Origin of the sequence: Candidimonas nitroreducens, from assembly GCF_002209565.1 — a bacterium.
Lineage (GTDB): Bacteria > Pseudomonadota > Gammaproteobacteria > Burkholderiales > Burkholderiaceae_B > Candidimonas > Candidimonas nitroreducens.
On sequence record NZ_NJIH01000006.1, the window covers coordinates 430,615 to 445,848 of the forward strand.

Sequence of the window (15,234 nt, forward strand, 5' to 3'; positions counted from 1 at the left end):
AGTGCGTATCCATATGAAGGACGATGTTGCGGCGCCTTCGCGCCGGGCCGGCGCGGCCCCCGTGCCCCGCTTCTTCAGGCCGCGGCCGCGACCGTCCAACCCAGTGCTTCCCCGGCGGCCAAGGGTACGACCGACGCATCGCCCATGGGCAGCTCGGCCGGTATCTCGTAGCGGCCGCGGCGCAGCGTCAGCGTGCCGCGATTGGCCGGCAGGCCATAGAACGCCGGCCCGTTCAGGCTGGCAAAGGCTTCCAGCCTGTCCAGGCGACCCGCCGTGTCGAAGGCCGTGGCGTACAGCTCCATGGCGTGCAGGGCGGTGTAGCAGCCGGCGCAGCCACAGGCGTTCTCTTTCAGCCCCTTGGGGTGCGGCGCGCTGTCGGTGCCCAGAAAGAAGCGCGGGCTGCCGCCCGTGGCCGCCTCGACCAGCGCCCGCCGATGCGTCTCGCGCTTGAGCACGGGCAGGCAATACCAGTGCGGCCGGACGCCGCCCTGGAACAGGGCATTGCGGTTGTATAGCAGATGATGCGCGGTGATGGTGGCGGCGATGGGCCCCTCGGCCTGCTGCACGTACTGCACGCCCTGGTGCGTGGTGATGTGCTCGAACACCACTTTCAGCGCCGGGAACGCCTGGCGCAGCGGAATCATGACACGGTCGATGAATACCGCCTCGCGGTCGAACAGATCGACCTCGGGGTCGGTGACCTCGCCATGCACCAGCAGCGGCATGCCATGGCGCTGCATGGCCTCCAGGGCCGGGCGGCAGCGCCCCAGCAGATCGGTGACGCCGGCATCGGAATTGGTGGTCGCGCCGGCCGGATACAGCTTCACCGCATACACCGCGCCCGACTCGCTGGCCCGCGTGATTTCTTCGGCCGCGGTATTGTCGGTAAGGTACAGCGTCATCAGCGGCGTGAACGCCTGCGGCGCAATACCCGACTGGCGCAGCGCCGCCGTGATGCGGTCGCGGTAGGCCAGCGCCTGAGCCGTGGTGGTGACCGGCGGCTTCAGGTTGGGCATGATGATGGCGCGCGCGAACTGCCGAACCGTGTCGGGCAGCACGCTGGCCAGCACGGCGCCGTCGCGCAGGTGCAAATGCCAGTCATCGGGACGGGTGATGGTCAGGGTATCGGCGGCGCCGGCTTGCTGGGTCATAGGAAGATAAAAGACTCGTGCGGGTTTGCAATCAAGAAGAGAACAGAACAAGGCGTGAAGCCGCGGACAGTACGAATAGTACGGCAAGGCGAAGCAGCGCAGTTGTCTTCTTGATTGCAGGCCCGGTCAGTATAAATATCGAAGGAACCGCCGCGGCCGCGCCTATGCCTCCGTGTCGTAACTAGGCTCTTTCATGGCGCCGCCAAAGGCATGCTGCGCTCGACGATGCGGCAGAACATGGCGCTGCCCGCGGGGATCACGGCATCGTTGAAATCGAAGCTGGCGCTGTGCAGCACGCAGCCGTGCTCGGCGCCGCCCTGGCCCAGGCGGAAATAGGCGCCGGGGCGCTCCTGCAGCATGAAAGAAAAATCTTCCGAACCCATGGAAGGCACCAGGTCGGGCACCACGTTCTCGGCGCCGAAAAGCTCGGTGGCGATCTCGGCCACGAAGGCCGCGTGCTCGGGCGTATTGACCGTGGCCGGGAAAAGTTTGTGGTACTTCATTTCGATGCGCGCGCCGAAGGCCTGCGCCAGGCCGTCCACCAGTTCCTGCATGCGCGTGATCACGCGCTCCTGCACCGCGGGGCTGAAGGTACGCACCGTGCCCACCAGATCGGCGTCGCGCGGGATGACGTTCATGGCCTGCAGATTGCCGGCCTGAACCGCGGCCACCGTGACCACCGCCGCATCCGGCGCAGATATGTTGCGCGAGACTATGGTCTGCAGCGCGGTGATGAGCTGCGCCGCGATCACCACCGGGTCATTGGTCTGGTAGGCATGCGCGCCGTGGCCGCCGCGCCCTTCTATATGGATCTCGAAATGATCGGCGGCCGCCATCATGGGGCCGGCGCGCACGCCTATGACCCCGGCGGGCAGGCCCGGCCAGTTGTGCAGGCCGTAGATGGCATCGCACGGGAAGCGTGTGAACAAGCCGTCATCGAGCATCGCCCGCGCGCCGCCCAGGCCTTCTTCGGCGGGCTGGAAGATCAGCACCAGCCGGCCGTCGAAATTGCGGGTCTCGGCCAGATAGCGCGCAGCACCCAGCAGCACCGTGGTGTGGCCGTCGTGGCCGCAGGCATGCATCACCCCCTGCCGGGTCGATGTATAGGGATGCTGGCCCTGCTCTTGGATGGGCAGCGCATCCATGTCGGCGCGCAGCCCTATGCAGCGCCCCGAGGTGTTGCGCCGGCCTTCCAGCACGCCGACCAGGCCCGTGCCGCCGATGCCGCGATGCACTTCATAGCCCAGGGCCGTCAAAGACCGCGCGACCAGATCCGACGTACGGTTTTCCTGGAAACCCAGCTCGGGATGCGCGTGTATGTCCTGGCGCAGCGCGCTGAGTTCGTCATGGAACAGCGCGATCGACTCGATTATGCTCTTCGCGTACATGCGAGGTGCTCCCAAAACACGATGATCCGGCATGCCTGCCGGGGCCGTACGTCCAGCGCCGCCGCGTGCGGGCGGCCGCGCGGCGGCCATCGGCATTGTAGTCCCTGGCAGGCGCCGCGCGTATCGGCGCGGGCCCATGCGGACACGGCGCCAGCCCGCGGCGCAACGCGCCGAAATCTGCTTGACAGACGCGGGCTCAGCGGCGGTAATATTGGGCTGCAAAGCATTGGGCTGCACAGCCCTCTCCCCTCCCTTCCTGCCGCAAGCGGCAGCACCCGGGCCTTATAGATTTCCTGTACAAAATCAATACCACACCAAGGAGACACTGCAATGGCAGATCAAGATCCGAGCGTCGGCAACCGCCGTAAATTCATCATCACCGCCGGCGTGGCCGGCGGCGCGGTCGTGCTGGGCAGCTCATTTTCGCGCCGGGCATTCGCCGCCGGCGCGCCGCCCGCCATCAACCTGGGCCAGATCGCCCCCATGACCGGAGCCGCTGCCGAGTTCGGCACCTACTACCGCGATGCCGTGCAGCTGGCCGTAGACCAGATCAACAAGGCGGCCACGCAGGTGTTCGGCGGCCCGATCATCGCCAAGCACATCACCGTCGACACCAGCACGCTGCCCACGGTGGGCGTACAGGCCGCGCGCCAAATGGTCGACACCAGCAAGACCCCGGCCATCATCGGCGGCTGGTCCAGCGGCGTCACGGTGGCCATCGCCACGTCGGTCACCATACCTTCGGGCGTGCTGCAGGTCGCCAACGGCGCCACCTCGCCGCTCATCACGGTGCTGCCGGCCGACGCCAAGGCTGACCTGCTGTTCCGCACCACCGCCTCCGACGCCCTTCAGGGCGTGGTGGCCGCCCAGCTGGTCAATGGCGAGCTGCAAAAGGGCTACAAGTTCAGCAAGGTCTCCACCATCTATATCAACAACCCCTACGGCCAGGGCCTGTCGAACTCGTTTGCCGCGTCGTTCGAAAAACGCGGCGGCAAGGTGCTGGCGCAAGTGCCGCACCCCGAACAGGTGCAGCCCACCTACAAGTCGCAACTGGCGGCCGCCCTGAAAGACAAGCCCGAACTGCTGCTGTGCGTCAGCTACCCCTCGCACACCGCGGTGTTCCTGAAAGAATCGCGCGACATCTTCAATTTCACCAACTGGCAATTCACCGACGGCAATGCCTCGCTCGACGTCGTCAAGGCGCTGGGCGAGCAAAGCGTCGACGGCAAGCTGGGCACGGCGCCGGGCGAAGACACCAATACCGCCGCCTATAAAGATTTCGCCAAGAACTTCATGTCGGGCTTCAAGTACGACCACATCCCGCCCTTCACCGCCTCTACCTACGACGCGGGCATGACCATCGGCCTGGCGCTGGCCAAGGTCATCGCCAACGGCGCAACCGACGCCTCCAAGATCACCGGCACGGCCCTGCGCGACCAGTTGCGCGTGGTGTCCAATCCTCCGGGCGAATCCATCGAGGGCGGCAGCGACGAGCGCGTGCTGGAAATGCTCAAGATGATCAAGGCCGGCAAGAAAATCAACTACACCGGCGCCGCCGGCCCCTGCGACTTCGACAAGAACGGCGACGTGATCACGCCGATCAACATCTGGAAGTTCTCCAAGGGCCAGGTGGAAACCGTCGAGACCCGTCCCGCCGCATCGATCCCCAAGATCTAAGGCAACGGCTTTCCAGGCCCTGGCGGTCGCGAGTGCCCCGGCACCCGCAACCGCCAGCAAGCCATGGGAACCACACAAGAGGCCGCGCAGCCGGCCCTGCATACATAACAGCAAGCCCGCGCACCTTCCGGTGCGCGGGCTTCTTTTCAAGCTGCGGCCGGCGCCGCCGGGCTTCCTACTTCAGGAAGCGCGACACCACTTTCTGCTCTTTCAATATGCCTTCCGGGCGATACAGCACGATCAGGGCCAGCAGTATGCCCACCAGCATCCAGCGCAGGAAGGCGGTGCGCGAGGCAATCTGCGGCAGCACGCCGGACAGCGAAGTCTGCAGCACGTCGGTCAGGTAGCCGGTGCCGCTCCATACCCCCCAGATCACGAAGGCCCCGAGCACGGCGCCGCGGTTGTTGCCGCTGCCGCCCAGCATCAGCATGACCCACACCAGGAAGGTGGCGAACAGCGGCTCGAAGTGCGAGTAGTCGATCGTGACCATGTACGAGGCATAGAGCGCGCCGCCCACGCCCATGACGACGGCGCCCAGCACGAAGGACTGCACCCGCAGCGAGGTGACGTTCTTGCCGTTCATGGCCGCCGAGGCTTCGTCGTCGCGCACGGCGCGCAGCGCGCGGCCCCAGGGCGAGCGCACCGCGGTTTCCAGCACCAGGTATACGACCGCCAGCACGATGACCGTCAGGGCCAGGAACAGGAACCCATAATCGCGCGGCTGCAGCGGCGAGAGCAGCGACGCCACCGAAGCGGGCAGCCAGCTGCAGGCGGGATGCTCGAACACGCAGGACAGGGGCTGGGGTATGCCGCTAAGCGGCTGCGGCCCATTGGCCAGCCAGCGCTCGTTCTGAAAGATCAGGCGGATGATCTCGGCGATGCCGAGGGTGGCAATGGCCAGGAAATCGGTGCGCAGGCGCAGCACTGGCAGCGCGACCAGCAGGCCGACGATGCCCGAGATGACGCCGGCGGCCACCAGGCCGACCAGGAACGGCGCCTGCAGGCCGAAGGCCTGGTGCGCATACTGCGCCATCAGCCCGCTGGGCGGCGCGGTAATGAACAAGGCGCTGGTGAACGCGCCCACCGCGAAGAAACCGGCCACGCCGAAATCCAGGTGGCCGTTGTAGCCCCACTGCGAATTCAGACCCAGGCTGAGAATGGCATAAATCGATGCCATGATGGAAAACGACACCAGGTAGTCGACCGCGCCGGGGATCAGGGCCATCAGCGCGTAGCCGGCCACCAGCCCGATGACGATGGCGGCGGGTATGCGTGCGGCCCAGCGCAGGCGCAGCAGGGCAAGCGCCAGCAGCCCCAGGGGCACGGCCAGGAAGATAGCCTTCAGGACGGAAGCCGGATCCATGGATTGCTCCTTGTATGCTTGGGGTAGGCGCTCATTTGCTGGCGAACAGCCCTTGCGGGCGCACCACCAGCGCCAGCACCATCAGCGCGAACGCGACCGCGGGCCCGTAGGCCGGGCTCATGAAGGCCGAGGTCACCTGCATCGCCACGCCTATTACGATAGAGCCGACCAGGGCGCCGAAGGCGTCGCCCACTGTGCCCAGGATCACCGCGGCGAACATCGGCAGCAGCAAGGTGAAGCCCATGTCGGGCCGCAGTTGCGAAGCCAGCCCGTACATCACGCCGCAGGCGGCGGCCAGGCCGCCGCCTATGCCCCAGGTCCAGGATATGACGCGCTCGGTGTCGATGCCGCGGATCTGCGCCAGGTCGGGGTTGTCGGCCGTGGCGCGCATGGCCTTGCCCATGCGCGTGCGGCCCAGCAGCAGGTACACCAGCACCACCAGCACCAGCGCCAGCGCCAACACGAAGATCTGGTCGGCCTGCACGCGTATGCCCAGCGGCAGGTGCAGCGCGGGATTGGCCCGGCCCACGTAGAAGAAATGGAAGTCCGAGCCCCACAGCATGTAGATGACGCTGCGCAGGAAAAACGCCATGCCCAGGGAAGCCATGGCGAACAGCACCATGGGCGCCTTGGTGCGGCGCAGGCGCCGGTACAGGACGCGATCGAACAATATCGCCGCCAGCGCCGTGACCGGAATCGAGATCAGCAGCGCGATGAACATTTCCCAGCCGAAGGAAAAGCGCCAGATGGGCGCGCTTTGCGGCATCACCTGCACGACGGCGTAGGCTACGAAGGCGCCCAGCGTCACCAGGTCGCCATGCGCGAAATTGGGAAACTTCAGTACGCCATAGCACAGCGTCAGCCCCACGCCGCCCAGGGCGATTATGCCGCCGAGCATCACGCCCCATACGGTCAGGTACAGCAGTTGGTCCAGGCCGGTGCCGTAAACCAGCCCCAGCAGCCACATGATGGCCAGAATCAGCACCAGGCCCACGCCCATGGCGCTGCGGGTCTGCAGCATCGCGGCCAGCCGGCCGCCGTGAGTGCCGGCCGGCACCACTTCCAGAGGTGCCGCGGGATCCAGGGTTTTCTCCATAAGCTTGTTCAACCTCCCAGGTAGAGGCGTCCGACGTTCGGATCGTCCAGCAATTCCTTGCCCGTGCCCTCGTGGCGATTCTCGCCATTGGCCAGCACGTAGCCGCGATGGGCCATCTGCAAAGACTGCCGGGCGTTCTGCTCGACCATCATGATGGCGATGCCGCTTTCATTGATGCGCGCCACGCGCTCGAAGATTTCGTCGACCAGCTTGGGCGACAGGGCCGCGGTGGGTTCGTCCAGCAGCAGCAGGCGCGGCTCGAGCATGAGCGCGCTGCCCATGGCCACGAGCTGGCGCTCGCCGCCCGACATCTTGCCCACCGCCTGCCGGCGCCGCTCCCGCAGGCGCGGGAACATATCGTAGATGCGCTGCTTGCTGGCTTCCAGCTCGCCCTTGGGCAGGGTGAAGGCGCCCATTTCCAGGTTTTCTTCCACCGACAGCGCAGTGAACACGTTGGCGACCTGCGGCACGAAGCACATGCCCAGCTTGACGATCTGGTGCGGCACCTTCCGGGAAATATCTTCGCCGCCGAAGTCGATCGAGCCCTCGCGCGGGTGCAGCAGGCCGAACACCGTTTTCATCAGCGTGGACTTGCCGGCGCCGTTGGGGCCGATGATGCAGACGATTTCACGTTCCGCCACCGTCATGGAAACGTGGCGCAGGATTTCTGTGTCGCCGTAGCCGCAGCTTATTCCATCAACCTTCAGCAGCGGCATATTGCCCCCCCAGGTAGGCCTCGAGCACGCTCTGGTTATTGCGCACTTCGTCGGGCGAGCCTTCGACCAGCTTGCGCCCTTCGCTCATGACGATTACCGGGTCGCACAGGCTCATGACCATGTTCATGTCGTGCTCGATCAGCAGGAATGTAATGCCGCGCTCGCGCGACAGGTATTCGATATTGGAGGTGAGCCGCTTGAGCAGCGTGCGGTTGACACCCGCCGCCGGCTCGTCGAGCAGCACCAGTTCGGGGCCCGTCATGAGCGTGCGCCCCAGTTCCAGCAGCTTTTTCTGGCCGCCCGACAGATTGCCCGCGTACTCGTCGCGCACGTGGGTCAGTTCCAGGTAGCCCAGCACCTCGAGCGCCTTGTCGCGGTTCTGCTCTTCCTGGCGGCGCACCTCGGCGCCATGAAACCAGGCATTCCAGATGTTCTCGCCCTTTTGCCGCATGGGAACCAGCATCAGGTTCTCGAGCACGCTCATGGTGCCGTGTTCACGCGGGATCTGGAAAGTGCGGCACAGGCCGCTGGCGAAGATCTGGTCGGGCCGCAGCCCCGTGATGTCCTGGCCGCGGTAACGGATGGTACCCGAGTCCGGCGTGATGAAGCCCGTGATGTTGTTGAACATCGTGGTCTTGCCCGCGCCATTGGGGCCGATCAGCCCGGTGATCGTGCCGCGCCGCACGTCGAAGCTGCAGTGATCGACCGCATGCAGGCCGCCAAAGGCCTTGACGACGTCGCGCACCTCGAGCAGGACTTCGCCGCCCCTGGCAGTGCCGCTGGGGCCGGCATCCTGGCTTGCCGCGGCTGTCTCGGATGTTGTAGGTGTTGTTTGTATTGCCATGGTCAGCGGCTTGTCTCCTGACTCTGCAGCTTGTAGCTGGCTGCAATCCTTTGCGTCGACACCAGGCGCGTGTCGCGGGCCGGATTCGTCGCAAGATGCTACAGCGCACCGATAGTAGCATAGACATTGTGGCGCTACCGTCATTGTTTTCCCCAGCTCGGCCGGGTTTCCGCCGGCCCGCCTGGGCTACGAAATTCGCCCTCAAGATGCCGCGTACGGAGCCGAAATCCGCAATAAAACCGCCGATAACTCGGCATTTCGACGGTTGGAGTGCTGCTTGACGGCCGTGCGCCGGAATCCGACGCCGGTGCTGCCTTGCCGCGCGGCGCAACACGGCAACCGCCACCCCGCCGTGCCGCATCTGCGCCTTGCCCGGGCAGCGCTTCGATACAAAATCAAGCACATGGATCACGCCGGCCCCATACACCCGCAAAACCTCGCCCAGGCGCGGCCAACCGAGTCCGGCGCGAGCCCGGTTTTTTTTGGAAAATTTGTGTATAAAGCACTTTGTCTTTCTGGGCGACTCACGGTATGCTCAGGAAAATCTTTTTTTCACCCATTCCGAGGAGCACCACCCTATGGCAACAAAAGCCGCAGCCCGCACCCCCAATGCCGCGTTCATGAAGCCGCTCACTCCCAGCGCTACCCTGGCCGCGATCATCGGGCCGGAAGCCGTGCCCCGCACCGAAGTTACCAAGAAGATCTGGGACTACATCAAGAAACACGATCTGCAAGACCCCAAGAACCGCCGCAACATCAATGCCGACGACAAGCTGCGCCCCTTGTTCGGCAAAGAACAAGTGTCCATGTTCGAACTGACCAAGCTGGTCAGCGCGCACCTCAAGTAAGGCAGGCCTGGCTACCAGGCCGCGCCGGCGCCACTGCCGCCACTTGCCCATATAGGCGCGCACACTACGCAGCCAGGACGGCGCAGCCGGTGCGGTGCCTAGCCCGCAGCGGCATGGCAGCGCCAAATACAAAGGGCCGCCCTTGCGGCGGCCCAGCATCTACAGCCTCCCGCCTTCCGGCAGCGAGGCTTTATTTTTTCGTGCCGCGGCATGCTAATGCGCGGCACACATGTTTGTATTTTTATGTGACGGCAAAGCCCGCATGCCACGATGCAGGCCAGGTGTACTCCTTGCTTTACACTTCGCCGTCGGGCGGCTGCCCGGCAAATAGCGCCAGCCAGCCCTTGATCAGGCGATACAGCACCCATACCAGCGCCACCGCCCCGGTCAGCCAGCCAATGAAAATAAGCGTGGCCAAGGCGCTGAGCACCAGCCACAACAGCCCCCACCAGAAGGTCTTGAGCACCCAGTCGAAATGCGGTGCATACACGGTACCGGCGGCATCGCCGCGCTTCAGGTACGCCAGCACGATCGAGGCAACGGTGGCCAGGGCCAAAAAGCCGGCGCTGATCAGCCCCAGCGCGAACAGCCCATAAATGACATGGGTAACGGCCCGCATGCTCGGGCCCTGCGGATCCTCGGTAGGGACGACCTCGGTCATTGAAATCTCCAGTCAGGCGCGATTGTTTCCATGGACTGGCTATTGTAGCGTTTGTCACGCTTCGAGACCCGTGGCGCAGCGCCGGCCAGGCGGAAGCGCGGCAAGCTGAAGCGCGGCGTCTGCCGCGCGCAAGGCTTCCGGTCAATAACTCAGCGTACAACGCGCCCTCAAGGTTTCAAGCACGGTATCGACGAATTCGGACTCCGCGGCAGCGCGGCTCTTGCCCTTCATGTTCACTTGGTAGAAATCGACCGGCACGACGGGGTTCTCCATCAGTGCGGCATCGAGGTTCATCCGATCCAGCGCCGAGACGGTGAACGAGGGCAGGACGGTGCTGCCGAATCCCGCCTCGACCATGCTCAGGATAGTAGGGATGTTGTTATGCACCAGGCGATCCGCATCGATGGGGGCGATAGGCGCCAAATGCGCGTCGACCAGTTCCTGCACCGAATTGTCGGCGGGCAGCCCGATCAGCGGAGTCTCGGCGAGAGCCTCCCAACTGAGCCGCCGCACGGTCTTCCTGCGCCGCCGAGGCGTTGCGCCCGCCGCTTTCGACAGGCAGACCATTGCGCACTGGAAAATGACGCGGCGGTGCAGATTTCCGGCGGGCTTCAAGAATATGCCGAACCCGAGATCCGCAGCTCCCGATTCGATCAGCGACTGGATCTGCCAGCGCTCCACGTCGATGATGCGCACGGTGACATCGGGATGCCTCTGCCTGAAGCGCATGCAGGCCTCGGGCATCAGGGTCGCGGCGATGAACGGCGTGGCCGCGACGGAAAGCGTCTGTGCCGCCTTGGTGGATAGCTGGCTGATCGATGCGGCGGCCTCTTCGAGCGAGGCAACCGCAACGCCTGCGACGGCGACCAGCTGCCGGCCGGCCGCGGTCAGCGTAACCCGGCGCGTGGTGCGGTCGAACAAGCGGCCGCCGAACTGCTTTTCCAGCTCCTGGATCATCAGGCTCAGCCCTTGCTGGGTGATAAGCAGGTTTTCCGCAGCCCGCGTAAAGCTCCTGAGCCTGGCGACCGCCAGGAATGCCTTGAGCTGGCGCACCGACACATTCATTAGGAATCCATGTTAATTCATTTAATAAACATGTTTTACATGAACTGAGGCCGCATTGTCTAATGAATCGGTTGCAATCTAGCGAGTCCGGAGTTGTTATGGGTGGGATGGAAAAAAAGGCCGAGCACGTCGTCATCGTCGGCGCAGGCCTGGGAGGGCTGACGGCAGCGTTGGCGCTGCTGCGGCAGGGTTTTCGGGTCACGGTTCTGGAACAGGCGCCGGCACTGGGCGAAGTGGGCGCCGGTGTGCAGCTCAGCGCCAACGCCACGCGCGTCCTCAGCCTGATCGGCCTGGACGAAGTCGTAGCCGCAAGCGGCGCCCAACCCACCGACAAAGAGATCAGGCTATGGAGCACCGGCCAGACCTGGCAGCTTTTCGATCTGGGCGCCGCGTCGGTGCAACGCTACGGACATACCTATGCCATGTTCCATCGGGCCGATTTGCACAAGGCCCTTGAAAACGCCCTCAGGAGCCTGGCGCCGGGCGCCATCCGGCTCAACTGCCGCTGCGAGTCGGTGGACTTGTCGGGCCCCCGGCCCAGCGTGCTGCTGTCCAATGGCGAACGCGTCGCTGGGGATCTGATCGTGGGCGCCGATGGCGTGCATTCCCGAGTGCGCCGCGCGATCGTGGGCGCGGATCAGCCCGTGTTTTCCGGCATGCACGCCTGGCGCGGGGTCATTCCCACGAACCGCCTGCCCGGGCATTTGCGCAAGCCCGCCGGCGTCAATTGGGTGGGGCCGGGACGGCATGTCATCCATTACCCCTTGCGCCGCTGCGAGCTGACGAACTTCGTGGGTATTGTCGAAGGCAGCAACTGGGAGGTCGAATCCTGGACGCAGCAAGGTTCCCTGGATGCCTGCCTCGGCGACTTCAAGGGCTGGCACGAAGACGTGCAGACAATGATCCGCGCGGTCGATGTCCACTTCAAGTGGGCGTTGATGGTGCGCGAGCCTATCGAGCGCTGGTCTTCGGGATGTGTGACGCTGCTTGGCGACGCGGCGCACCCCACCCTGCCGTTCCTGGCCCAGGGCGCCGCCATGGCGCTCGAGGACGGCTACGTGCTTGCGCGCGCCTTGGCGGCCCACAGCGGCGACGTGCCCGCGGCCCTGTCGGCATACGAGTCCGCGCGGGTAGAGCGCACCGCCAAGGTCGTCCGCGGCTCCAATGGCAATGCGGCGCGGTTCCACAACCCGAAGCTGGCCAACGCGCAGGGCGCGGCGCAATACATCGAAGATCAATGGGCCCCCGACAAGGTGCGGGAGCGCTACGAATGGCTGTTCGAATACAAAGTGGACGAAGTTCCGGTTTAAGCAGCACGCATACCCGATTCGATATCAACAGGAGACAGCAATGCGTATTTCACAAACATGGGCAGCCGTGGGCGCAATCCTGGCCGCGGCTTCTTGTCACGTCGCCTGCGCGGCCCCGGATTTTCCGAGCCACCCGGTCACCATTGTCGTGCCTTATGCGCCGGGCGGCCCGACCGACACGGCCGGCCGCATTCTGGCAACCGGGCTGCAGGAAGAAACCGGCGGCAATTTCATTGTCGAGAACGCGCCCGGGGCGGGCGCCACGCTGGGCTCCGGCAAAGTGGCGCGCGCCAAGCCGGACGGCTACACCATCCTCTGGGGCGGCACCAGCACGCACGCCATCGCGCCGCATTTGCGTTCCAACCTGCCCTACGACCCCTTCAAATCCTTCGAATCCGTCGCGATGGTGGGCTCGCAGCCCTACCTCGTCATGGTCAGGGCCGACTCGCCCTTCAAGACTATCGCCGACCTGATCAAGGCGGGCAAGGCCAAACCCGGCTCGCTCAACTATTCGTCCCCGGGCACGGGCAGCGCGCCCCACCTTGCCACCGAGCTGTTCCTGCACGAGACGGGGATAAGCGCCCGCCACATCCCGTATAAAGGCGGGGCTCCGGCGATGATGGCCGTGCTGTCCGGCGACGTGGATTTCTATCTGGACACACCCACTTTACCCAAGGCACAGGCCGCGGTGGGCAAGGCGCGCCTGCTCGCCACGTCGAATCCGGTGCGCCTGAAAGACCTGCCCGACGTGCCCACGCTCAAAGAAAGCGGGTACGACAAGCTCGACATGAAAACCTGGTTCGGGCTGTTCGTGCCTGCCGGCACGCCCAAGAACGTCGTGGATTGGCTGAACCAGAAAGTCAATGCCGTGCTGCACAAGCCCGCGGTGGTCAAACAGCTCGTGGCGGCCGGCTTCAAGGTCGAGCCGATGTCAGTTCAGGTATTCGACGCTTATGTCCATAGCGAATACACACGCTGGGGCAAGATCATCAAAGACGCCAACGTCAGCATCCAATAGGCCTCGCCCACGCCTGCTGCTTGCCAAGCGCTACGTAAAACCTCCAGGCCACTTCAACGGCGGGGCGCAGCATTGCCGCTCCCGCCCGTTGCGCAGACCGAGTTTTCCATGACACAAGCTACCGCTACATCCGGCGCGTCCGCCGGCTCATCCGAATTCACTGTGCGTGACGCCGTCTACGCATTGATGCGCGAATTCGGCACAAACAAGATCTTCGGCAATCCGGGCTCGACCGAGCTGCCCATGTTCCGCCACTTCCCCGACGACTTCGAGTACGTGCTGGGCCTGCAGGAGGCTACGGTGGTGGGTATGGCCGATGGCTATGCGCAGGCCACGGGCAATGCCTCGTTCGTCAATCTTCATGCGGCCGCCGGCGTCGGCAACGCCATGGGCAATCTCTACTCGGCGTTCAAGAACCAGACCCCCATGGTCGTCATCGCCGGGCAGCAGTCGCGCTCGATCCTGCCCTTTGACCCGTATCTGGGCTCCAGCCAGGCCACCGAACTGCCCAAGCCTTACGTCAAATACAGCATTCAGCCGGCCCGCGCCGCAGACGTCCCGCTGGCGGTGGCCCGGGCGTACTACACCGCCATGCAGGCACCGCGCGGCCCGGTTCTGGTATCGGTGCCGGTCGACGACTGGGATCGTCCCGCGCAGCCTCTGGCCGTACGCGCGGTAAGCACCCGGGTGGCGCCCGACCCCGATGCCCTGCGGGTGATTGCGGACGCCCTGAACGCCGCGCAGCGCCCCGCCTTTGTCGTCGGCGCCTCGGTGGATCGCGACGATGCGTGGCCGCAGATGCTGCGGCTGACCGAGAGCCATTCGGCCGCCGTCTACGTGGCGCCGTTCGCCGCGCGTTGCAGCTTTCCCGAAGACCATCCGCTGTTCAGGGGCTTTCTGCCGGCCTCGCGCGAGCGCATCGTCGCTCAACTGGCGGCGCACGACTTCATCCTGGTGATCGGTGCGCCCGCCTTCATCTACCATACCGAAGGGCAAGGGCCGTTCATTCCCCCTAGTGCCCGGTTGTACCAGCTGACCGAGGATCCGGACACAGCCAGCTGGGCCCCGGTGGGAACCGCCGCCGTCGGCAGCATCCGGCTGGCGCTGTGTGGCTTGCAAGAGCAGGCAAGCCCGGCCGCGCGCAAGCCGCCGCCCGCGCTTGCCGCCGTTGCACCAGTGCCGGCCACCCGGCCCATGAGCGCCGCCTACGTCCTGCAGACGATTGCGCAGGTGCGTGCGCCGGACGATATCATCGTGGAAGAGGCTCCCTCGTCGCGTATTGCAATGCATTCCCACCTGCCCATAGTGCGGCCGCAGACTTTCTACACCATGGCCAGCGGCGGTCTGGGCTACGGCATGCCCGCGGCGGTAGGCGTGGCCATGGGCAGGCCGGACAAACGGGTGATCTGCGTGGTGGGCGACGGCTCTGCCTTGTATTCCCCCCAGGCCTTGTGGTCGGCAGCCCGGCAAAACCTCGACATCACTTTCATCGTCATCAACAATGCCGGCTACGCCGCCATGAAGCGCTTCGCGGGCGTCTTCGGCTTTCCCGCCGACGAACCCATACAGGGCATCAAGCTGCCCGGCCTCGATTTCATGGCGCTGGCCCACGCCCATGGCTGCCCCGCCGTTCAGGTGGCGTCGCCCGATGATCTGGCAGGCGTGATTCGGCAGGGGCTGGATACCAGGGGCCCGATGCTGATCGAAGCAATCGTCGAATCGGGCGTATAGGCATACCCGGCGCGAGCGCTTCGGCTGGGTATTTGCATTCTTCCAATGCGCCGCATCATACGCATCCGCAATCAAAAATATAAGAATTCATGTAAGGATTCTTACCTCTTTGAAAACGGATTGATATCAGGCACGCACCACGAAAATTCAGCGCACATCTGCGCCGACCCTGTTCCCGGGCAATAAGGCCGGCGCTGACTCAAGGACACTGCATGGACGTAAAACTTCGCATCGGAGCCGAGCTACGTGTTAGCGTCGATGTAATACTGACCCACCCCGTCGGAGTAAATCTGACCCACCTGGGCAATGATGGTGGCTTTTTGGCCACCGACAATGTTGACTCAGGAGCAAGCAGTGGAGATCAAG

Annotated in this window: 13 protein-coding genes; 5 read left to right on the top strand and 8 right to left on the bottom strand. The window is 64.8% G+C overall.

Annotated features, from left to right (window positions below):
• Positions 1 to 74: 74 nt before the first annotated feature.
• Together pyrC and CEY11_RS12080 are read right to left on the bottom strand one after the other, a co-directional pair.
• Entirely contained in the window at positions 75 to 1,151 is a 1,077-nt protein-coding gene (gene pyrC, locus CEY11_RS12075) for a dihydroorotase (RefSeq protein ID WP_088603629.1), read from the bottom strand.
• A 191-nt stretch (positions 1,152 to 1,342) separates the two neighbouring features.
• Complete coding sequence (locus CEY11_RS12080; RefSeq protein WP_088603630.1) at positions 1,343 to 2,539, bottom strand: M20 aminoacylase family protein; 1,197 nt, start codon at positions 2,537 to 2,539, stop codon at positions 1,343 to 1,345.
• A 330-nt stretch (positions 2,540 to 2,869) separates the two neighbouring features.
• On the opposite strand from CEY11_RS12080, the gene CEY11_RS12085 reads away from it, so the two are divergent.
• Positions 2,870 to 4,216, top strand: a complete 1,347-nt coding sequence (locus CEY11_RS12085) for an ABC transporter substrate-binding protein (protein WP_088603631.1) — start codon at positions 2,870 to 2,872, stop codon at positions 4,214 to 4,216.
• Positions 4,217 to 4,391: 175 nt separating this feature from the next.
• On the opposite strand, the gene CEY11_RS12090 is transcribed toward CEY11_RS12085, so the two are convergent.
• From CEY11_RS12090 to CEY11_RS12105, 4 genes are read right to left on the bottom strand one after another with little or no spacing between them, the layout of a single operon-like run.
• Positions 4,392 to 5,579, bottom strand: a complete 1,188-nt coding sequence (locus CEY11_RS12090) for a branched-chain amino acid ABC transporter permease (protein WP_198958888.1) — start codon at positions 5,577 to 5,579, stop codon at positions 4,392 to 4,394.
• Between the two features lie 31 nt (positions 5,580 to 5,610).
• Positions 5,611 to 6,675, bottom strand: a complete 1,065-nt coding sequence (locus tag CEY11_RS12095; RefSeq protein WP_088603632.1) for a branched-chain amino acid ABC transporter permease — start codon at positions 6,673 to 6,675, stop codon at positions 5,611 to 5,613.
• An 8-nt stretch (positions 6,676 to 6,683) separates the two neighbouring features.
• Positions 6,684 to 7,391 (bottom strand): ABC transporter ATP-binding protein, encoded by a 708-nt coding sequence (locus CEY11_RS12100; RefSeq protein ID WP_088603633.1) that lies wholly within the window; start codon positions 7,389 to 7,391, stop codon positions 6,684 to 6,686.
• On the bottom strand, positions 7,372 to 8,235 hold the full coding sequence (locus tag CEY11_RS12105) for an ABC transporter ATP-binding protein (protein ID WP_088603634.1): 864 nt from the start codon (positions 8,233 to 8,235) through the stop codon (positions 7,372 to 7,374). Before CEY11_RS12105 ends, CEY11_RS12100 begins: the two co-directional genes overlap by 20 nt.
• Before the next feature lie 578 nt (positions 8,236 to 8,813).
• On the opposite strand from CEY11_RS12105, the gene CEY11_RS12110 reads away from it, so the two are divergent.
• Complete coding sequence (locus CEY11_RS12110) at positions 8,814 to 9,083, top strand: SWIB/MDM2 domain-containing protein (protein WP_088603635.1); 270 nt, start codon at positions 8,814 to 8,816, stop codon at positions 9,081 to 9,083.
• Positions 9,084 to 9,378: 295 nt separating this feature from the next.
• On the opposite strand, the gene CEY11_RS12115 is transcribed toward CEY11_RS12110, so the two are convergent.
• The gene (locus CEY11_RS12115) at positions 9,379 to 9,744 is read right to left on the bottom strand and encodes a DUF4870 family protein (protein ID WP_088603636.1); all 366 of its coding nucleotides are present in this window, start codon (positions 9,742 to 9,744) and stop codon (positions 9,379 to 9,381) included.
• Positions 9,745 to 9,885: 141 nt separating this feature from the next.
• Positions 9,886 to 10,809: a LysR family transcriptional regulator gene (locus CEY11_RS12120; RefSeq protein ID WP_088603637.1), complete on the bottom strand. Its 924-nt coding sequence runs from the start codon at positions 10,807 to 10,809 to the stop codon at positions 9,886 to 9,888.
• A 98-nt stretch (positions 10,810 to 10,907) separates the two neighbouring features.
• Between CEY11_RS12120 and CEY11_RS12125 the strand changes: the two genes are divergently transcribed.
• From CEY11_RS12125 to mdlC, 3 genes are all read left to right on the top strand, one after another.
• Positions 10,908 to 12,119 carry an FAD-dependent monooxygenase gene (locus CEY11_RS12125; RefSeq protein ID WP_233154847.1) on the top strand — a complete coding sequence of 404 codons (1,212 nt, stop codon included), beginning with the start codon at positions 10,908 to 10,910 and terminating at the stop codon, positions 12,117 to 12,119.
• 40 nt (positions 12,120 to 12,159) lie between these two features.
• Positions 12,160 to 13,137 (top strand): Bug family tripartite tricarboxylate transporter substrate binding protein, encoded by a 978-nt coding sequence (locus tag CEY11_RS12130; protein WP_088603639.1) that lies wholly within the window; start codon positions 12,160 to 12,162, stop codon positions 13,135 to 13,137.
• 108 nt (positions 13,138 to 13,245) lie between these two features.
• Positions 13,246 to 14,868 carry a benzoylformate decarboxylase gene (mdlC, locus tag CEY11_RS12135; protein ID WP_088603675.1) on the top strand — a complete coding sequence of 541 codons (1,623 nt, stop codon included), beginning with the start codon at positions 13,246 to 13,248 and terminating at the stop codon, positions 14,866 to 14,868.
• The last annotated feature ends 366 nt before the right edge of the window (positions 14,869 to 15,234 follow it).